This window comes from Paenibacillus sp. FSL R7-0345 (assembly GCF_038595055.1).
In the GTDB taxonomy this organism is placed as follows: Bacteria; Bacillota; Bacilli; order Paenibacillales; family Paenibacillaceae; genus Paenibacillus_AQ.
Window position 1 is genome coordinate 6,951,951 of the sequence record NZ_CP152002.1, and the last position, 18,765, is coordinate 6,970,715.

21 protein-coding genes and 1 tRNA gene are annotated in these 18,765 nt (G+C 49.2%); 2 read left to right on the forward strand and 20 right to left on the reverse strand.

What is annotated here, in order from left to right:
- The 12 genes from rplI to rpsF all read right to left on the reverse strand — a co-directional run bounded on the left by rplI (window position 1) and on the right by rpsF (window position 11,959).
- Window positions 1-447: a 50S ribosomal protein L9 gene (rplI, locus tag NST84_RS30085; protein WP_342563657.1), complete on the reverse strand. Its 447-nt coding sequence runs from the start codon at window positions 445-447 to the stop codon at window positions 1-3.
- Window positions 444-2,453 carry a DHH family phosphoesterase gene (locus NST84_RS30090; protein WP_342563658.1) on the reverse strand — a complete coding sequence of 670 codons (2,010 nt, stop codon included), beginning with the start codon at window positions 2,451-2,453 and terminating at the stop codon, window positions 444-446. Before NST84_RS30090 ends, rplI begins: the two co-directional genes overlap by 4 nt.
- Before the next feature lie 11 nt (window positions 2,454-2,464).
- Entirely contained in the window at window positions 2,465-3,382 is a 918-nt protein-coding gene (locus tag NST84_RS30095) for a DUF2232 domain-containing protein (RefSeq protein ID WP_342563659.1), read from the reverse strand.
- A gap of 6 nt (window positions 3,383-3,388) precedes the next feature.
- A complete protein-coding gene (locus tag NST84_RS30100; protein ID WP_342566557.1) occupies window positions 3,389-3,691 on the reverse strand; it encodes a MazG-like family protein in 303 nt (100 codons plus the stop codon).
- A gap of 190 nt (window positions 3,692-3,881) precedes the next feature.
- Complete coding sequence (locus tag NST84_RS30105) at window positions 3,882-4,319, reverse strand: CBS domain-containing protein (RefSeq protein ID WP_342563660.1); 438 nt, start codon at window positions 4,317-4,319, stop codon at window positions 3,882-3,884.
- Window positions 4,320-4,494: 175 nt separating this feature from the next.
- A complete protein-coding gene (locus NST84_RS30110) occupies window positions 4,495-5,526 on the reverse strand; it encodes an LCP family protein (RefSeq protein ID WP_342566558.1) in 1,032 nt (343 codons plus the stop codon).
- 410 nt (window positions 5,527-5,936) lie between these two features.
- A complete protein-coding gene (opp4A, locus tag NST84_RS30115; protein ID WP_342563661.1) occupies window positions 5,937-7,643 on the reverse strand; it encodes an oligopeptide ABC transporter substrate-binding protein in 1,707 nt (568 codons plus the stop codon).
- 282 nt (window positions 7,644-7,925) lie between these two features.
- Window positions 7,926-9,875, reverse strand: a complete 1,950-nt coding sequence (locus NST84_RS30120) for a DNA mismatch repair protein MutS (RefSeq protein ID WP_342563662.1) — start codon at window positions 9,873-9,875, stop codon at window positions 7,926-7,928.
- A gap of 410 nt (window positions 9,876-10,285) precedes the next feature.
- On the reverse strand, window positions 10,286-10,660 hold the full coding sequence (locus NST84_RS30125) for a glyoxalase/bleomycin resistance/extradiol dioxygenase family protein (RefSeq protein WP_342563663.1): 375 nt from the start codon (window positions 10,658-10,660) through the stop codon (window positions 10,286-10,288).
- 166 nt (window positions 10,661-10,826) lie between these two features.
- Complete coding sequence (gene rpsR, locus NST84_RS30130; protein WP_019914552.1) at window positions 10,827-11,099, reverse strand: 30S ribosomal protein S18; 273 nt, start codon at window positions 11,097-11,099, stop codon at window positions 10,827-10,829.
- 21 nt (window positions 11,100-11,120) lie between these two features.
- Window positions 11,121-11,627, reverse strand: coding sequence for a single-stranded DNA-binding protein (gene ssb, locus NST84_RS30135; RefSeq protein WP_039878032.1), 507 nt, complete (start codon window positions 11,625-11,627; stop codon window positions 11,121-11,123).
- A 47-nt stretch (window positions 11,628-11,674) separates the two neighbouring features.
- Complete coding sequence (rpsF, locus tag NST84_RS30140; RefSeq protein WP_025706808.1) at window positions 11,675-11,959, reverse strand: 30S ribosomal protein S6; 285 nt, start codon at window positions 11,957-11,959, stop codon at window positions 11,675-11,677.
- A gap of 216 nt (window positions 11,960-12,175) precedes the next feature.
- Here rpsF and NST84_RS30145 point away from each other — a divergent pair, with 216 nt between their 5' ends.
- Complete coding sequence (locus NST84_RS30145) at window positions 12,176-12,373, forward strand: YjzC family protein (protein ID WP_039878033.1); 198 nt, start codon at window positions 12,176-12,178, stop codon at window positions 12,371-12,373.
- A 460-nt stretch (window positions 12,374-12,833) separates the two neighbouring features.
- On the opposite strand, the gene NST84_RS30150 is transcribed toward NST84_RS30145, so the two are convergent.
- The 4 genes from NST84_RS30150 to NST84_RS30165 form a co-directional block, all read right to left on the reverse strand.
- Window positions 12,834-12,924: transfer RNA gene (locus tag NST84_RS30150), tRNA-Ser, on the reverse strand.
- A gap of 43 nt (window positions 12,925-12,967) precedes the next feature.
- The gene (locus NST84_RS30155) at window positions 12,968-13,192 is read right to left on the reverse strand and encodes a DUF951 domain-containing protein (RefSeq protein WP_342563664.1); all 225 of its coding nucleotides are present in this window, start codon (window positions 13,190-13,192) and stop codon (window positions 12,968-12,970) included.
- The gene (locus tag NST84_RS30160) at window positions 13,192-14,220 is read right to left on the reverse strand and encodes a mechanosensitive ion channel domain-containing protein (protein ID WP_342563665.1); all 1,029 of its coding nucleotides are present in this window, start codon (window positions 14,218-14,220) and stop codon (window positions 13,192-13,194) included. Before NST84_RS30160 ends, NST84_RS30155 begins: the two co-directional genes overlap by 1 nt.
- 16 nt (window positions 14,221-14,236) lie before the next feature.
- Window positions 14,237-14,494 (reverse strand): DUF3343 domain-containing protein, encoded by a 258-nt coding sequence (locus tag NST84_RS30165; RefSeq protein WP_342563666.1) that lies wholly within the window; start codon window positions 14,492-14,494, stop codon window positions 14,237-14,239.
- A 185-nt stretch (window positions 14,495-14,679) separates the two neighbouring features.
- Here NST84_RS30165 and yyaC point away from each other — a divergent pair, with 185 nt between their 5' ends.
- Window positions 14,680-15,288, forward strand: coding sequence for a spore protease YyaC (gene yyaC, locus NST84_RS30170; protein ID WP_342563667.1), 609 nt, complete (start codon window positions 14,680-14,682; stop codon window positions 15,286-15,288).
- Here yyaC and NST84_RS30175 read toward each other — a convergent pair.
- The 4 genes from NST84_RS30175 to NST84_RS30190 form a co-directional block, all read right to left on the reverse strand.
- The gene (locus tag NST84_RS30175) at window positions 15,260-15,760 is read right to left on the reverse strand and encodes a DUF4446 family protein (protein ID WP_342563668.1); all 501 of its coding nucleotides are present in this window, start codon (window positions 15,758-15,760) and stop codon (window positions 15,260-15,262) included. The genes yyaC and NST84_RS30175 overlap by 29 nt on opposite strands.
- A gap of 20 nt (window positions 15,761-15,780) precedes the next feature.
- Window positions 15,781-16,947 carry an aminotransferase class V-fold PLP-dependent enzyme gene (locus NST84_RS30180; RefSeq protein ID WP_342563669.1) on the reverse strand — a complete coding sequence of 389 codons (1,167 nt, stop codon included), beginning with the start codon at window positions 16,945-16,947 and terminating at the stop codon, window positions 15,781-15,783.
- A gap of 92 nt (window positions 16,948-17,039) precedes the next feature.
- Complete coding sequence (locus tag NST84_RS30185; protein ID WP_342563670.1) at window positions 17,040-17,882, reverse strand: ParB/RepB/Spo0J family partition protein; 843 nt, start codon at window positions 17,880-17,882, stop codon at window positions 17,040-17,042.
- Complete coding sequence (locus NST84_RS30190; protein ID WP_342563671.1) at window positions 17,875-18,636, reverse strand: AAA family ATPase; 762 nt, start codon at window positions 18,634-18,636, stop codon at window positions 17,875-17,877. Before NST84_RS30190 ends, NST84_RS30185 begins: the two co-directional genes overlap by 8 nt.
- Between the last annotated feature and the right edge of the window lie 129 nt (window positions 18,637-18,765).

The following is an 18,765-nucleotide window of genomic DNA, read 5'->3' on the forward strand; positions in this document are numbered from 1 at the left end:
TTACTCCTCCGTTACCTGAACCGTGAGGTTAGCCTTTACTTCAGTATGCAGCTTCACATGAATCTGGAATGTGCCAATATGGCGGATTGGATCGTTCAGTTCAATTTTGCGTTTGTCGATAACGATTCCCTGGGTTGCCGCCAGCGTCTCAGCGATTTGCTTGCTGGTAATGGCTCCAAACAGCCGGCCGCCTTCACCTGATTTGGCTTTGAGCGTCAGGGTCAGCTCGTCCAGCTTCTTGCCAAGCTGTACCGCTTCCTCTTTCTCCTGATCCTTCTTGCGCTGCTCAGCGGCAGCCTGGTTCTCCAGTGTCTTTACGTTGCCGTCAGTAGCTGCACGAACCAGCCCGCGCGGCAGCAGGAAGTTCGTTGCATAACCTTCAGATACCTCTTTAACCTGACCTTTTTTACCTTGACCCTTAACATCTTTTATAAAAATGACCTTCATTCGAACAGCCCCTCTTTCGCTTCAATTTCCGCCAGTACCTCAAGCAGTCTGGCCTCTGCTTCCTTACAGGTTCCTTCAAGCTGCACCGCCGCGTTGGACAGGTGTCCGCCGCCACCCAGCTTCTCCATCACGACCTGCACGTTCATCCGTCCCAGTGAGCGGGCGCTGATGCCGATCAGTCCGTCAGGACGCTCGCTGATGACAAAGGATGCTACCACGTTCGTCATGCCCAGGAGTGTATCTGCAGTCTGGGCAATCAGCAGCTGCGGGATCTTCATGCCCGGTGACGTTACAACCAGTGCAATATGATCATACACCATCCGCGCATGCTTGATAATTTCGGCTTTGGAGATATACTCCTGCAGATCCTCCTTAAGCATGCGCTGGATCAGGATCGTATCCGCACCGATCCGCCGCAGGAAGCCTGCTGCCTCAAATGTGCGTGAGCCGGTATGGAGGGCAAAATGCTTCGTGTCCACCGTAATACCGGCCAGCAGCATCGTCGCCTCCAGCGGGCTAAGCTTGATCTTGTCGTGAATATACTGCAATAGCTCTGTTACAAGCTCACAGGTTGAAGATGCGTACGGCTCCAGATAAACGAGCACGGCATCATTGATAAACTCCTCGCCCCGCCGGTGGTGGTCAACGACTACAATGCGGCTGGCATACTGTACGAGCCGCGGCTCCATTGTCATAGAGGACTTATGGGTATCTACAACGATCAGCAGTGTATGCTCGGTCATCATCTGCAGAGCCTGCTCTGTAGTAATGAAGTTCCGGTACAGCTCCTCATCCTTTTTAATCTGCTCCAGCATCCGGGTTATCGACGGATTGGGCCCCTCCATAACAATACTGGCTTCTACATTGTACATCTGCGCTGCCTTCAGCAGGCCGATTGATGCACCGATCGCATCAATGTCCGGCGTGCGGTGCCCCATAATCAGCACCCGGTCACTCTCTTGCATCAGGTCGCGCAGCGCATGGGCAATAACTCTGGCCCGGACTCTGGTCCGCTTCTCGGCCGCATTGCTCTTGCCGCCGTAGAAGGAGAGACGCTGCCCTGCCTTCACAGCAGCCTGATCGCCGCCTCGTCCCAGCGCCATATCCAGGCTGGATTGCGCCAGCGCCCCAAGCTCACTGGCAGACTCCGAGCCATAGGCAAGCCCGATGCTCAGCGTCATCGGCACCTTAAGATCAGCTGTCATCTCGCGTATTTCGTCGAGAATGACGAACCGGCTCTCTTCCAGCGCCTGGAGGCTGCGGTGATTAAGCAGCATCAGATACCGCTCTGACGACAGCCGCCGCAGATAGACTTCGAATTGCTTGCTCCATTCCGTAATCTCGCTTGCCACCTTGGCAATCAGTGAGGTACGCTGCTGGTCATCCATGCCTTGTGCCGCTTCATCCAGATTGTCCATCATTACAATACCGATGGCCAGCTTCTCTTCCTCATAACGTTCACGAAGCACGACAAGCTCCGTAATATCGTAAAGGTACAGCATGCGTTCGCTTGGAATGATCACCGCCTGGTAATGCCGGTCATCCACTGTGAACTCCTGCCTCACATCCTTCAGTGTGCCGATATCCCGGGCGGCCTCCCTTTTCACAGGTCCGCCTGCAGCCAGTGCAGGCACAACATCGGGCATGAGCTCCTGGAGCTCTTCCCCCACCAGGGTTTTACGGCTAAAGATATCACCGGCATTACGGTTATGCCACTCCACAGTGCGGTCCTCACTGTACAGGATGATGCCGAGCGGAAGCATACTGACCGCCTCGCCCTCAACCCGCTTGATCCGGAAGGACAGCCCGTTGATATACTCCACCAGATTGCGCCGGAATGAGAGCTCCGCCTGCAGCATCGAGAAGCACAGCGTGCCAGCCAGAAACAGGCTGGCCACACCCAGAACCCAGTTATAGCTGCTGACAATGATAATAAGGACCAGCATCAGCAGGAACGCCCATACGGTATGATAGCCGTGCCAGCGTCTTTGCAGAAATTTAGGCATGACCTCTCACCCTATCGTTTCGATTTCTTCACAAACTCCCGCAACGGGAAGGCAATGTCGATAACACCGATAATCCATAGTCCCGGTATCCAGAGAACGAGCAGTGACAGCACAATCGCTATAACCTTGCTCCATTTAAGCTGATGCACAATATAGAACATAAAGCCGATCGTCTGGATGATAAAGACAGCCTGGAGCAGCGGCATCAGGTTGGCACTAATCATCGGCATAAAGCCGCTGTCCGAATTGCCAAAGATGAAGCTGAGGATAACGCCGATCAGGTAGTACCAGATAAACGATCTGGAGAGTCTCCATTCACGTGCAGGCTTCAGTCTTGGAACCGCATATTCCATACTGTTAAGTATAGGGCGGACGATGGAATGGGTAATTACAGCCATTATAAAAGAGCTCATGATCAGCGTTATAGGAATAACCTGTATGGTCATAAAGCTGATATCACTTACATCTTTGGATGTGAGAATGAATTCGCTGGCCAACGGGTTGCCTGTACCGAGTTCAGCCAGAATGTCTGCAATCATCTGCACCGTATCCGTCACATATCCGGTAAGACTAAAATCAAACAGCGCCGTACCCAAGACCAGCAGCAGCAGGAACTGCCCGAGAATCGTGATAGTTCCGGCCAGAATGGTGGACAATGCCGTGGCGCGTTTCTTGTACCATCTTCCCATAACAAGCGCAGGAATCAGGAAATAGAGCGCTAACAGCACATAAACAGGTGTAATCAGGCCTACGATCAGCAGGACCGGTAACAGATGAAGAATAAACTGTTTCGTGTTCAGCGTAGTGAACAGCACTACAGCCGGAATAATCAGAAATAGTGTAGTAATAATGAGCAGCGGGGTGGATAGGGATAGCAGCAGCAGTAAGTATGCGATGCTCCAAGCCACAGATGTCCAGCGGAATTTCAACAGTTTTCACCTCTTACGCATATGTTCTTCTAATGCAGATATATCCTGGTACCATTCTTCAAGCTGATGCCCTTCCTGCTTGTGCTTTCTCAGCTTCTCCAGCAGCAGATCATCAAGCTCGCGGTAAGGAATACCCAGCCGGCGCCCCAATATGTAGGAGCTCATAATCAGGCTGGCCAGGCTGTCACCGACACGGGCGGTACTTCCTTCCCAAAGCGCTTTAAACAGCCGTGAGACTTGGTCAATCACTTCGGTCTTTAACCACTCAATTACCTTGGCGCGTTTAGCTACATCCATATCCCTCGGCACATTGGGCACGTCTCTCTACCTCCGGCAAAAGCATTATTCTCCATTATAGCATAAATATTTCCCGGTCACACGGGACGCACCTCAGGCAAAAGCCTGCCTCTTGAAGCCTTTCAAAAAAGGCCCGCATTCCGTAATATGCCGGAAATACAGGCCTTAGTGTTCCCATCTGCTTACTGTAATCACTCAAAAATTATAATGATTCCTGCGCCTGTGCCTGCGATTGCCGTGAAACAACCTTTTCACAGTACTCAATAATCTGGCTGCGGCGGACAATACCGATGAAGCGGTTCATATCATCGACCACCGGCACAAAGTTCTGCACCTTGGCCAGATTAATCAGATCCTCCATATCTGCGTCGATCGAGACCGGCAGATTGTTCATCCGCAGCGGCACATCCTTAAGCAGAAATTTGGAAGCATTCTCAAAAGTAACCGTTCCGCCTGAATCCTTCATGTACCACAACAGATCACCTTCCGTCACTGTCCCGGCATATTCACCGTCTCTGTTCAGAATAGGCACTGCAGTATAGCGGTGATATTCCATCCTCTCCAGGGTCTGGCGCAGCGTCGAATCCAGCGTAACGCAGGCCACCTCCTGTTTAGGAAGTAAAAAAAACGCAATATTCATCTCCTGATCCTCCTCAAAGAATTCCGAAGGAATTAACCCTGCTTCTAAGGGCACCCGTAGTAATACGTTTCACCCGGCGAGTAGTTCCACTTCATTATACCACGAAGACAGTAAGCAGCAGCCACTAACATTACACATGGCTGCTGCATTGTACTGCTATGGTATTTCCCGGGGATTACTCTGCTGTGGCTGTAGCCTTAGGCTCCAGTGCATTAGCGGCTTTTCCGGGCTCAATCAGCTGGCTGACCGGTGTGCTGGCACTCATCCAGTTATCAATCATGGCCTGTGCTTCGCTCAAATCCTCTTCATCAACGATATCATAATACACACCGTCGATCTTTTTGCCTTCGCCCATAACGGTAAAGCTGGAGATATCCATATCTTTACCGCCCATGAACTTCTTGGCCAGGCTGATAATCAGTGACGGCTCCATATCTGTCTTGAAGTTCTCGCCCATAATATCGAGCAGCTCAGGAATTTTGCCGATCTGGCTGATCGATAACATTTTATTCGCAACTACATCAATAAAGACCTGCTGACGCTTGGTCCGGTTAAAATCGCTGTCCTCCCGGTAACGGGTGTAATTGAGCGCTTCTTCACCGCTGTAATTCGACTTGCCGCCTACAATAGTGAATTTCTCGTGATCGGCACCTTTGTTGACAATATCCTTCTTGATGGGCAGCGGAACGCCGCCGATGGCATCAACCGCATCCTTCAAGCCCTGAAAGTTAATGGTGGCATAATACTGAATATCATGTCCGAGCAGGGCTTCCAGTGTATCCTTAGCCATTTGCTGGCCGCCGAACGCATAGGCATGGGTGATTTTATCTTTTTTGTTATCGCGGTGTCCGATAATTTCCGTGTACGTATCCCGGGGAATCGAGATCAGCAGAAGCTTATAATCCTCAGGACGGACAACGGCGTAGATCATCGTATCCGAGCGTGCAGTTTCATTGCCGCGCTGGTCCGTTCCGAGCAGCATCAGCGAGAACGGGTCGCTTTTAAATACAACAGGCTCCGGTTTAACAGTAGTTGTACTATCCTTATCCAGCGGCACATAGGATTCCTTTTCCAGCTTCGCCTCTACCCGGTCAGAGAGAAACAGGTCAAAGGCCAGAACGGCAAGCTGCTTCTGGAACAGAAATCCTCCTGCGATAATGACGACCAGCGCTATAAGGGCGATATACCTTTTCTTCATCTTTTTCATATTCATAAAATAAATTCCTTCTTTATGGTGGAATAAAATCATTGCTTGCGATCTATTTACAATGGCTGCCCGCATCCTGCCAGGCGCTCATGTCCGGACTTCTCTCGGATGTTGTTTCTTTGCCCTATCCGGTGTTTAGTGTTCCCCCTTTCAGGAATTAGGGTCATTCTAATTGTAGAATAAACCTGGAAAACGGCTTTGACACAAACAATATTTCTATTGTAATCACTTGGCCTGCAAAAAGAAATAACAAAAAACGACAATTTTGATAAGCAGCCGCCGCTCATTCCTAAAGTATATGACGTGCCAAATCAGGTTTTGATTCTATTTTCGCAAAAAAAAAGCAAAACCACCGGTCCGCAGCATACCTGCCGCTAAAACCCCGGTCCTGCCAAGCCAAGCCTACAGCATTATTTAATCCACCATTTATCCGGCTCATTGATATTGCTGATTGAATTAACACGCACTCCCTGCAGGCGTTCGCCCACAGCGGTAATATTCGTCCTTTCAGCAAAAAAGATCATCGGCACCTCATCATTAACCAGCTGCTGCCATTCGTGGTAAATCTGCTTCCGGTATTCCCTGTCATATGCCTTGGTCTCTACGCCTTCACGGATCAGCTCGTCACTGGCTTCAGAGGACCACCGGGAATAATTCCACAGATCAGATGCCCGCCACAGTCCGGAAGGATCGGGATCACTGGCCAGCCCCCAGACCCCGTTAAACAATTCCACTGAAGGATCATCGTTCTCCACTGCCTCATAAAAGAGGTTCAGCTCCTTAAGCTGCCCGCCGTTAAGCCGCACATCAAGCCCGACATCGCGCCAGTCCTGAATAATTGCCTTTGTCCGTTCCTCTGCTGTTTTGCTGCCGCTCATGGCATCATAATGAATAACGAGCTTCTGCCCCGCAGCGTCCTCACGCCAGCCGTCACCGTCAATATCGGCATAGCCTGCCTCATCAAGCAGCTCCTCTGCCTTTTGCGGGTCAAACGGATAAGTGTTAATTTCAGTGTCGGGTATCTTCGCCCAGCTGGTGCTGGGAACCGGAGTCTCAATCAGCTCGCCCAGCCCGTAAGAAAAGCGGTCAATGATGTCCTGACGGTTAAGCGCGTAATACATCGCCTGACGCAGACGCTTGTCGGCAAACTTAGGATTGTCCATCACGTTCTGCTGCGCCGCCTCATCCCACTGCCCGAATTTGAAGCCTATGTATTCATATGACAATTCTGCCGATTGCATAAGCGTTATGTGGTCAAGCTGCTTCAGTGCGGAATAGGTATCCCTTGTTATCGTTGCGATATCAATGCTGCCATTCTCCAGCAGACCGGTTAACTCGCTGTCTTTGACAACGGTGTAGTTAATTCCGTCCAGCAGCGCCTTGCCTTTATAATAGTGATCGAACCGCTTCATCCGGACAAGCTGGCCTGGCTGAATCTCCTCCACCTCAAACGGGCCTATGCCGATCGGTCTTTTGCGCACCTGATCGCTGTCCGCCATATCCTTTACTGCGACGCCATCAAAATATTTCTTATTCATCGGGTACGGCCACAGATTGTCAATGGTATTTACCCGGGCGGAGTTCATCGTGATCTTTAAAGTATACGGGTCAACGACCTTGATCCCCGACAGTTCGTCCGTTTCTCCCCTGTGATAGGCTTCAACCCCTTTAATCATCTCTACGCTGTAATACCGCGGGCCTGTGTAGTCCGGGCTGGCAATCGTCTCAAGGGCAAACTTCCAGTCCTCAACGGTCAGCTCATCCCCGTTATGCCAGCGGACACCCGGCCTGATTTTGAAGGTGAACACCGTGTGGTCCTCGGATTCTCTCCAGGATGCGATATTGGGGACAGTCGTCAGGTCATCCCTTACCGTGAACATGCCCTCAGTAATGAAATCAAGTACATTCGAATCATCCTCGCCTTCAAAAAAAGCCGGATCAAACAGCCCTTGAAACGGGGAGGTATAAGCATAGGTAACAATACCGCCCGGTACAGCCCTTTCCTCAGTCTTACTGTAACGTACCGCGTAGGAATCACTGCTTGTCCCCGCGCCATTGCATGCTGTTAATATACAGGTAATCAACAGCAGCAGTGTGCCGATCTTGGATTTATGCATGTAGTTCTTCCTTTCTAGGGTACAGCCACTAATGAAAGCGTTTTCTATCATCTATTATTTTAAATCAAAATGTGTATAATTCCAATTCCATTCCATATTAAGTTATATATATCATAGAATGCGTAAATTTTGAATTTATGAATTTTATCAGCTCCAACTTAGAGAATAACGAATATCAGGCAGAATGGGAAGTCAATAATTGGAGACGGCCGGATCGGACGCTATTTTATGCATATGAAAAGGCCCGCCTTTTCAGGCAGACCTTAACGCTGTACGGGCAGTTCACACCTCTTCTTCCGTATGGATAATGCTAAGTCCCTCCACATGTTTTTTCCGCATCAGCTTGCGCTTTTTCCGGTTTTCTTTACTCTCAAAAAGAATATCAAAATCATAGTCTTCAGGATACAGCTCATCCTTTGACAGATACGGCTTCAGCCGTTTATGGTTTATCCGCAATTTTTCTTTTTGCACCATTACTCCGACAATCCCCATATTGTCCTGCCCCGCATAGACAATTCCAGTCCGATTAAGCGAGCTGATATATACCGCATCTCCGATTTCAAAGCCTTGGCCTGCAGCTTTTGCGTCCTCAGGCGGCTTGCCCTCACGCTGCTCGGCTTCAGCCCCAGCCACATTGCTTCTGTCCGTCTTATATCTGGTACGAGCCTTTATGGCCGCGCCGTCAGCAGTTATCCGGCTCCCCGTCGGCCTCTGCTGGCCTGCAAGCTCATGGGACCGCTTAATTACCTCTGACGGGATACCGAGCTTCTCAGCAATCTGCAGGGCGTAGCTCTCGCCAGCCTCTCCGATGGTCAGCTTATAGAGCGGCTGCAGTGTGTGCTTGTCGAACTCCATCCGCGCATTTTCGAATCCCGGTGTAGAGGCTGCGAACGCTTTTAACTCATTAAAATGTGTGGTGACGACAATATTGGCCCCCTTGCGGTTCAGCTCTTCGAGGATGGCGATTGAGAGGGCAAAGCCTTCGCCCGGGTCGGTTCCCGCGGCCAGCTCATCGATCAGCAGCAGCACGCCGCTGCCTGCGTTACGCAGCATCCCTTCGATGCTCTTCATCTGGGCTGAGAAGGTGCTCAGCGACTGGGTAAGGCTCTGTCCGTCTCCGATTACACTGATAATTTCTCTGAACACAGCGAACTCACTCTGTTCCTCTACAGGAACCAGTAAACCGGATTGCACCATAGCCGCCAGCAGTCCCAGTGTCTTGAGGACAACCGTTTTCCCGCCGGTATTGGGGCCTGTAACGATCAGCGACTTATAACCATGTCCGAACTCCAGACTGACCGGCACCATGCTCTTCAGCTCGGGATGCCTGCCGCCGTTCATTCGCAGAAATCCCCGGTCATTCAAGGCTACCCTCCGCGCCCCTATAGTCCGGGCATATTTAGCCTTGGCAAAGATGAAATCATATGTGCCTGTTACTTCAATGTTAATGCGCAGCGCCTCCTGTTCCCGCTCTACAAGGCCGCTCAGCATACTCAGGATAATGCCTTCCTCTCTGGCCTCCTCTGCTGCAAGCAGCTCAAGCTCGCCCTGCAGAGCAGCAACTTCATAAGGCTCTACAAAGACCGTCTGTCCGCTTGTCGACTGATCGAGCACAGCGCCTTTTACCTGCTTATGGTACTCTCTTTTCACTGGAATAACGTACCTGCCTCCCCGCATGCTGACCAGACTCTCCTGCAGGATAGACTGATGCCGGGACATAATACTCTCCAGCTTGCGCTGCAGCCGTTCCTTGGCCACAGTCAGCCGTTTCCGCACCCGCTCCAGCCCTTTGCTCGCCTGGCTATCAATTACACCAAACCGGATGCAGCGCTCAATTTCGTCCCTTAACAGCCGCAGCTCCTGTAGTGAAGCCCCATAAGCTGCGATCCGCGGTGCGCTCTGCTCCTTGGAGGCCATGTATTTGCGCAGCTGGCTGCAGCTGTTCAGAAAAGTGGCAATCGCCGTGAAGTCCTGCTCATTGTACAAATATCCTGTGCCCATGAGCGAGATGATCCATTCAATCCCCTCAAGCGAAGGCAAGGGAATGCTTGCTCCGCGCTCCAGCAGCTCCTTGGCCTCCTCTGTTTCCTCGAGCGCCCTGTGTATTGCCGGCAGATAGATCATCGGGACAAGCTCTCCTGCCAGCCTTCTCCCTTCATAAGAGACCGCATGCCGCATAACCTCCTGCTTAATTTCCTCATATCCGAGTGTGCACAAGCTTTCTGTATTCACTGGTAATCCTCCTTTAGGTCGTGCCTGTTATTTGAGTTGCTCCTGAATAACGCAAAAAAGGGCAAAGACTGCACAACGCAGTCCTTGCCCTCTTTTAGATGGTATTGCCCCTTTGGAAAACAGAAAAAACCGTGCTCAAGAGCACGGTTTATCACAAAGAGAACAATAGCCGGTAAAGAGGCCAATGTTGACGCTTCGCGTGTTCTTAACTAATCATCCACCTTTACGGTAATTGTTAAGTACGTACGTTGTAGTACATACCTAAACAGAGCAAGCCCTCAGCCCAAGCTGATCCTGCTGCTACTTACCTTCAGATGATATGAAATTGCTTAGTTAAGAACGCTCACCGACATCAAAATTTCCCCTTTAGTTATAGGATACCTGTAATTTACTACATTCTGCTAAGCACGTCAATTCCCGGCGAAATAATTAAACACCCATGTGATTCCGTTTCTGACATCCGATACTTGTCCATGCAGTGCGCCAAAAAAGGTTTTTTGCAGCTCTACCTGTACCTTTCCGCCGTCTTCTACCAGCTTTCCGTAGATCGTGCGCAGCTCTTCTTCACTATCCAGTGCCATGATGATGCTGACATTCCCTGTCTTGGCTCCGCGGCCGTAATCATCAGAGAAATGGATCAGGCTGGACCCGAGGTGCAGCTCAGCATGCAGCAGCTTGCCGTTATGCTCATTCAGCACCTTAATTTCACCGCCGAATACGCTCTGGTAATACTCCACCGATTCCCGCACATTTTCAATTATTACATAAGGGCTTGCACTGATCATGATCATGCCTCCAGGGAATTTGATAGGACAGGTGCAGTATGCAGCCGTCATTGCTTTTATTATATACAATTGCAGTAAAAGCTACCAAGTCTGTGTTTGCTGCTGAAATTCCGCCCGGAACGCAGCAAAAAAGCAGCCGGCTATGCCGGCTGCTTTATAAAACGTCCTATTCCGTTGTGTAAGGCAGCAGCGCGATTTGACGCGAGCGTTTTACAGCAATGGTCAGAGCGCGTTGGTATTTTGCACTTGTACCTGTTACACGACGCGGCAAAATCTTTCCGCGTTCGCTGATGAACTTCTTGAGAAGCTCAGTGTCTTTATAGTCAATGTGAGTAATTTTGTTCACAGTGAAGTAGCACACTTTTTTGCGCTTGTTGCGTCCACCACGACGTGCCGGTCTTTTGTCGTTGTCTCCGCCTTCTCTTTGTTTGAAAGCCATGTTCTTTTCAGTCCTTCCTTATTAAAATGGCAAATCATCGTCCGATATATCGATCGGTTTTCCATCGCCCGAAAAAGGATCTTGATTATTGTTGCTGCGCGAGAAATTGTTGTTATTTCCGCGTGCACTGTTACCGCCGTTACCGCCGCCATAGGCAGGCTCTTCAGGCATACTTCCGCCGCTTGGTGCATTTCCGCCTTCACGGTTCTGCGAGGATTCCAGGAAACGGACATTATCAGCAATAACTTCAGTTACGTATACACGTTTGCCTTCGTTATTCTCGTAATTCCGTACTTGGATGCGTCCTTCTACGGCTGCCAGACGTCCTTTGCGCAAATAATTGGCACAGGTCTCAGCCAGCTGTCTCCAGGTTACTACCGGGATGAAGTCCGCTTCGCGTTCACCGTTCTGGCCCGTAAAGTTACGGTCTACGGCAAGCGTAAACTGTGTTACGGCAACACCAGCAGGAGTATAACGAAGTTCCGGGTCACGGGTCAACCGACCGATCAGAATGATACGGTTCAACAATACAATCCCCTCCTTAAACGCGATTTGTTACAAAGCTTGTCTCGATCTTAGGCAACGTCGTTCGTAATGAGATAACGAATTACTTCGTCGGAAATCTTCATGATACGCTCAAGCTCAGTAACTACTGCAGGTTCTGCAGTGAAGTTAACCAATACATAAACGCCATCACGGAATTTCTTGATCTCATACGCAAGACGGCGTTTACCCTGCACATCGTGCTTTGTAATTTCCCCGCCGTTGGAGATGATGCCTTGGAATTTTTCGACTGCTGCTTGAACGGCTTCTTGTTCAATATCAGGACGAATAATGTACATCACTTCATATTTGCGCATAAATTTCACCTCCTTATGGTCTTCGGCCCCTGATCATGTCAGGAGCAAGGAACGAGCACAAACATAGACTCGCACCAAATCAGTTTACCAAATTGCTCAGCTGATTGCAAGCAATATCATACAACAGATCCCGCAGGTACTTTTTAGCTACATGAAGCCTTCCTCTGCTGTGCACAATAGACCTGTAATTATAACTCTTGAACAGGAGGAATTATAATGGGCGAGCAGACAGAGTATGAAAAAGGGGACCGTGCACCGAATCCCGGTGTATACACAGAGGTAGGCGAAGCGCGCAGCTTCCACACTCAAATCCAGAATCCGAAGCGGATTACAATGGAGAAAGGCGACATTTTCCCTGAGACCACCAATAAGGACCGCAAGTGGAAAAAGGTCGAGAAGGCGCGTGTCCATTAATTTTTCCGGAGATGTATAAAACATGAACAAAAGCACATAATAAACCCAGGCAGTACAAAAGAGAGGTGTGGTTCCGTTGTACGTCGTAGACGAACACAATCACTGGGATTCTGATTCAGCAACTATTGTCACCCGGGAACCGTGAAGCTGGCCCTCAAGCAGAAACGGCTTCTCCGTCCTCATTGGACGGTGTCCGTATCTGCGTGAAAGATAAAGCCAAAGTTATGGCGCAACCTAAACTTTCTTATCTTTAAAAAGGCATCAGCTTTTGCAATACCCAGCGCTTTAGCGGCTTTAGACAGAAATAATCCGAACATCATTGATGTACTGCCTCTGAAGGAAGATCCGCAAGGATCTTCCTTTTTGCGTTGCACAAACAACACCGCATTGATTTATCGAGGCAACAAAAAAACCTCCGCAGCAGCGAAGGTCTGAAGGGTAATGTTATAAAATGCTGTAGTGGCGGAGAGGGTGGGATTCGAACCCACGCACGCTTTGACACGCCTAACTGATTTCGAGTCAGCCCCCTTGGGCCTCTTGGGTACCTCTCCGCAGCAAGACCTATTGTATCATGATGCCTTTACTTTTGCAAGCTTAAATATTCTGTGTTTCAGTCCCTGTTGAAGCACTCTTTGAGCGGAGCACCTTTTTAAGGTTCTTCTCAAACTTCGCGCGGGGAACCAGCACACTATGCTGGCAGCCGGTGCATTTAATACGGATGTCCATCCCCATGCGGATAATCTCCATCTCATTGGTCCCGCAGGGATGAGGCTTCTTCATTAGCACAATATCCCCAAGCTCAAACACCTTCCGTTCCATCACTTATCCTCCTCTTCACCCTCTTGCGCAGCAGCAATTTGCCTTCTCGGGTTTACTCCAGCCGTCTCACTGGCCTCCCTGGCCGCCTTTACAAGCTCGGCTTCAATGGCCGCTCTGGATGCCTGCTGTTCCTGCTCCAACGCCTTACGCGCCGCTTCCGCTTCCTCCTGGCCGATCTGCTTTTCCAGCGCCTGCTTAATATCGCTCTGGATCTGCCTTTGTGCCGCATCACGGGCATTAGGCTGGCAATTAGCGGCTATCCGGATCACAAACTCCGAAGTGCTCATCGACTGAATACCCAGAATATTCGGGTAAGCGATAATGTTGTCACTGCGCTCCTCGATTCCTTGCAGAGCTTCACCAATCAGGGCAAGTGTATTTTCCAGTCCCCGCTCAATCTTCACCGGCACATCCACTACAGCCATCGCATTAGCCAAAGAATAGTTGGTTACATTGACAATCGAACCGTTAGGAATAATATGAACTTCACCTGTAAAGCTGAGCAGTCTGGTCGTTCTGAGCCCGATCATCTCTACAGTTCCTTTATAAGTGCCGGTCTGAATCACATCACCTACTGCAAACTGATCCTCAAAGATAATAAAGAACCCGGTAATTACATCCTTGACCAAACTCTGCGCTCCGAAACCGATAGCCAGACCCACTACTCCTGCCCCTGCCAGCAGCGGACCGAGGTCGAAGTTGAATTCGGAGAGAATCAGCATAATCATCACAAAATTGCAGATGACCGTAACGACATTTTTCAGAAGTCCGCCCACGGTAGAGAAACGCCGGCTGTTCGCCAGCAGCCTGCTGCTGGTCACCTCTTTTTCCATCGAACGGTCGATGACTTTATAGACCACTTTGATAATCAGCCGGGTCAACAGGAAAATGGATACGATTCTGAGTCCCGAAAACAAAAAATTCGCCCACATATCAGCATCCGTTACCCAGTTCCACACTCTGTCTTTGAACCGGACAGCGTCATCCAAAGCACCAGTTGCTGCAGATTCCAACCTCCAGGTTTGCACTCAGGTCCCTCCCTCATTAATCATTTATCTCTATATACCCGTTACCCTCTTGATTTCTGCTAAAAATTCCGCGGATTTCAACGTTCTGCCCGGTGATGATTTCCTTTACCCCTGTCAGATCCTCTCTAAAAAACTGAATCGACATCGCACAGCCTGCTGTAATCTCCTTGGGTGTCGGGAAGATATCTATTTCAATTTCCGCATATTCCAGCAGCATTTCTGCACGCAGTGCCTGCTGGGTCGAATCGAACGCAATCAGCAGCTCTTCCCCCATCTCCATCGCTCCCTCTGGGCTTATGGTCCTATCTCTTGCACCTGTAGTATAAAAAGCCTTTTCCATCCATATACTAGGATCATCAAGTCTCCCGCGGACCGCTGCATTACTGTATCAGCAATCTTTGAAATGGGATATCTGCTGGTATTTTCGTAGAAGCTCCGCTCCGAAGAAAGGAAGTTTATATGAACTTATCATCTAATGCTGCCCCTCTGCCAGAGCCGTCCTGCCTTAAAATATCGCATGCTGACCCTAACATCTACTCGACAATCACTCACCGTCTGCTGTTCCACTTTTCGCGTACCCGCCCGGACACTCCAATTGTTATTGTCTGCGTAGGCACTGACCGCTCTACCGGCGATTCTCTGGGCCCGCTTGTAGGCACTGCTTTATCCCGCTTCCACAGCCCCCTGTTCCACCTGTACGGAACATTGGACGAGCCTGTGCATGCCGTTAATCTGGAGGAGACACTGACCCTCATTTATAACAAGCACAACGACCCCTTTATCATCGGTATTGATGCCTGTCTGGGGCACTCCGCCAGTGTAGGCTGCATTCAGGTTGTCGACGGTCCTCTGCGTCCCGGTGCCGGCGTGAACAAGCAGTTACCTCCTGTCGGAGATATTCATCTGACCGGCATTGTTAATGTCGGCGGATTCATGGAGTACTTTGTCCTGCAGAATACCCGGCTCAGTCTTGTGATGCGTTTATCAGACATTATTGCAGTCAGCCTGTTCTCTGCCTTAAAACAGTGGAATATCCACGCTAATTCTGCTGCTGCGCTTGAGCAATAACCTCCTTCTCTTCCGGGGATAACGGATACTGTGATGCTCCGTTCTCAAGCGGCTTGGCATAAATATATGAATTCTCGCGGTTATGCAGACTTGTTAAGACTACCCCATTACCGCCGTCGTCAATAATCGCCACAGAAAAACTCAGGTCGCTGCCGCGCTCTCCAAAAGCATTATACCGCTTCACAGCAACTTTTGATTTCATAACGCGCATTTTATTTTGCGCCGCTTCAATCATCAACTTATGCTCACGCTGTCCTTCATCCAGACGCTCAGCCTGGTTCTTTAGATCAATCAGCAGGCCTTCGAGATCCTCAACACCATTTCCGTTCATCATTGCCTCATATTTACGCCGCATCCTGCGAAGCCTGTTGCCTTGAACAATCTGCATAATAACCAGTATTAAGATAATAATTACTGCAGCAAACATAATCAGTGAGATCTGTTCATTAATTATTTGATTCAACTCTAACATGTATGGACCATCCTTTGTATTTATCTGCTGCTGCGGGCCCGGCCGTATAACTCCTCCATGGCATCCAGCATTCTGTTTATATCATGCTCAGTTGAGCTGATGCCTACACTTGCTCTGACAGCCCCGCTCTCCAGCGTGGCAGCTGATTTATGGGCTAAAGGAGTGCAGTGCATGCCGGCCCTTACAGCAATGTTATACTCACGGTCCAGCCGGTGGGCAATCGCTGCTGATTCCTGTCCGTCGATTGTAAAAGACACTATTCCTGTCCGCGGAGCCCCTAATTTGGGTCCAATCAGCCTTAGGCCCGGAATTGCCGCTAAACCTTCCATCAGCTGCTGGGTCAGCAGCCATTCCTGCTGATGGATATTATGTGTGCCCAGGGACTTTATTTTACGTACCCCCGCCAGTAACCCGGCAATGCCGACTGCGTTCTGGGTTCCTGCCTCATAACGGTCAGGGCGGACAGTCGGCTGCTCACTGCTCTCAGACTGGCTGCCGGTTCCCCCATGCATTAAAGGTTCAAGTTCAAGCTCCGGTGAAATATAGAGTCCCCCTGTCCCCTGTGGTCCAAGCAGGCCCTTGTGCCCCGGAAAAGCAAGCAGATCAATATTCATCCTTTGCACATCAATGTCTAGTGCTCCGGCACTTTGTGCAGCATCCACCAAAAAAACGGCCTTATGCGCTTTTACGATTTCGCCAATTTCACCTACAGGGAGAATGCTTCCCAGCAGATTTGAGCTATGGTTGCAGATCACCATTTTGGTATTAGATCTAAACAGCTGTTCGAGCTCCCGCAGGTTCACCTGCCCTTCTTCATTCACACACACATAATCAACCTCTATACCAGCTGTTCTGCGCAGGTATTCCAGCGGACGCCGCACCGAATTGTGCTCAGTCATGGTTGAGATGACATGATCCCCTGCTTGAAGCGTACCTTTAATAGCCATATTAAGCCCCATAGTCGTGTTATGGGTAAAAGCAATATCCTGCGCATTAGATACCCCAAACAGGTCAGCAAGCATGCTGCGCGTTCTCACAAGCACTCTACCTGTCCCTATGGCCAGCGAATGGTTGCCGCGTCCTGCATTGGCTCCTGACTGTTCCAAGGCCTCCATCACCGCTGCAGCTACCTCTGGCGGCTTAGGCCATGATGTAGCCGCGTGATCTAAATATACCAATGTGTCCATCATCCACCTCCTTTAAAAGTGTAAAAAACATACCCCTCCATATCCGTGTTAGGGATACCTCAGGATATGTTTTCGCGTTTGCATATTTAGAATCAGTTACCCAATAGCTCCAACAATCTTTCCAGGTCCTGGGCACTATAATAATTAATTTCGATTTTCCCTTTATCCTTGCCCTGCTTAATTTTCACCGTTGTTTTAAATCTCTCCCGCAATCCTTCTTCTACATTATCAATGTATGGATCACGTTTCACTACCTTTGTTTTTTCCCCTGCAGCCGGTTTGCGGTCAAGGTTTTTGACTACCTCTTCCAGTTGCCTTACACTCCACTGCTGCTCTACACACTGCTCAGCCAACTGTTTAATAACCTCAGAATCTTTTAGACCTACAATTGCCCGGGCATGTCCCATAGAAATTGTTCCACGTGAAACATAATCCTTAACTTCCTCAGGCAAAGACAGCAAACGTAAAAAGTTAGCAATATGTGATCTGGATTTCCCAACCTTTAAGGAAAGCTCTTCCTGGGTCAGCGTAAACTGATCCATCAGCCCCTGATAAGCAACAGCAATCTCCATTGCATTGAGATTCTCACGCTGCAAATTCTCAATCAAGGCAATTTCCATTACCTGCTGATCACTCAAACTTCTTACAACAGCAGGAATTGTTGCTTTTCCACAATACTGTGAGGCCCGGAATCTTCGTTCACCGGCTATAATTTCGTAACCCTTAAGTACACTGCGAACAATAATTGGCTGGATCACTCCATGCTGTCTAATGGACTCAGCCAGCTCTTGGATCGCATCCTCATTAAAGTCTTTGCGCGGCTGATAAGGATTGGCCCGCAGTTGGCCTAAAGGAATCTCGACAACCTTGTCATCTTCATTAATCGATAAGGATGGAATCAGTGCATCTAGACCTTTACCTAAACGCTTACTCATATGAAACCACTTCCTTTGCCAACTCTAAGTACACTTCTGCTCCCTTGGAACGGGGATCATAAGTAATAATGGATTGTCCATGTGAAGGAGCTTCACTAAGACGGACATTGCGGGGAATAATCGTTCTATATACCTTCTCTTGAAAGTACTTTTTAACCTCTTCAATAACCTGTATCCCCAGATTTGTCCGGGCATCCAGCATAGTCAGCAATACACCTTCAATGCTTAAATGAGGATTGAGATTCTTCTGCACCAGGCGTACCGTGTTGAGCAATTGGCTCAGCCCTTCGAGTGCATAATACTCGCATTGAATTGGAATGATTACCGAGTCAGCTGCAGTCAGCGAGTTAATAGTAAGAATACCGAGAGATGGAGGGCAATCAATGATAATGTAATCATAGTTGCTTTTTACGGTATTCAGCGCTTTTTTGAGCTTCAATTCCCGTGAAATTGTTGATACCAACTCAATCTCTGCACCAGCCAGCTGAATCGTTGCCGGTATAATATGCAGCCCATCTATTTGGGTATGCAGAATTGTCTCCTGCGGATTAACCTCATTAATAAGAATATCATAAATGCAATTCGCTACATCCGCTTTGTTGACGCCAACGCCGCTTGTAGTGTTGCCTTGCGGATCAATATCGACAAGAAGCACTCTCTTCCCCAGTTTAGCCATGCCGGCACCCAGGTTGACAGAGGTTGTCGTTTTTCCGACTCCGCCTTTTTGATTTGCAATGGCAATAATCTTGGACACTTATTTCACCTCGAATTGTTAGAAAGAATCATCTTGTAGTTCGTGAAGTTGTAACGTATTGAACGGCAACAGTTATGCGAGAAAATAGACAAATATACATATAGTAGCTTCAATAATTAGTATACAGCG

What these genes read in the sequence shown, in the direction of transcription:
- NST84_RS30185 (WP_342563670.1), bottom strand. Translation starts at nt 17,882, where the DNA reads ATGAGTAAGCGTTTAGGTAAAGGTCTAGATGCACTGATTCCATCCTTA.
- NST84_RS30105 (WP_342563660.1), bottom strand. Translation starts at nt 4,319, where the DNA reads ATGAATATTGCGTTTTTTTTACTTCCTAAACAGGAGGTGGCCTGCGTT.
- NST84_RS30180 (WP_342563669.1), bottom strand. Translation starts at nt 16,947, where the DNA reads ATGGACACATTGGTATATTTAGATCACGCGGCTACATCATGGCCTAAG.
- rplI (WP_342563657.1), bottom strand. Translation starts at nt 447, where the DNA reads ATGAAGGTCATTTTTATAAAAGATGTTAAGGGTCAAGGTAAAAAAGGT.
- NST84_RS30155 (WP_342563664.1), bottom strand. Translation starts at nt 13,192, where the DNA reads ATGGAACGGAAGGTGTTTGAGCTTGGGGATATTGTGCTAATGAAGAAG.
- NST84_RS30145 (WP_039878033.1), top strand. Translation starts at nt 12,176, where the DNA reads ATGGGCGAGCAGACAGAGTATGAAAAAGGGGACCGTGCACCGAATCCC.
- NST84_RS30090 (WP_342563658.1), bottom strand. Translation starts at nt 2,453, where the DNA reads ATGCCTAAATTTCTGCAAAGACGCTGGCACGGCTATCATACCGTATGG.
- NST84_RS30125 (WP_342563663.1), bottom strand. Translation starts at nt 10,660, where the DNA reads ATGATCAGTGCAAGCCCTTATGTAATAATTGAAAATGTGCGGGAATCG.
- NST84_RS30175 (WP_342563668.1), bottom strand. Translation starts at nt 15,760, where the DNA reads ATGTTAGAGTTGAATCAAATAATTAATGAACAGATCTCACTGATTATG.
- rpsF (WP_025706808.1), bottom strand. Translation starts at nt 11,959, where the DNA reads ATGCGCAAATATGAAGTGATGTACATTATTCGTCCTGATATTGAACAA.
- rpsR (WP_019914552.1), bottom strand. Translation starts at nt 11,099, where the DNA reads ATGGCTTTCAAACAAAGAGAAGGCGGAGACAACGACAAAAGACCGGCA.
- yyaC (WP_342563667.1), top strand. Translation starts at nt 14,680, where the DNA reads ATGAACTTATCATCTAATGCTGCCCCTCTGCCAGAGCCGTCCTGCCTT.
- opp4A (WP_342563661.1), bottom strand. Translation starts at nt 7,643, where the DNA reads ATGCATAAATCCAAGATCGGCACACTGCTGCTGTTGATTACCTGTATA.
- NST84_RS30165 (WP_342563666.1), bottom strand. Translation starts at nt 14,494, where the DNA reads ATGGGGGAAGAGCTGCTGATTGCGTTCGATTCGACCCAGCAGGCACTG.
- NST84_RS30110 (WP_342566558.1), bottom strand. Translation starts at nt 5,526, where the DNA reads ATGAAAAAGATGAAGAAAAGGTATATCGCCCTTATAGCGCTGGTCGTC.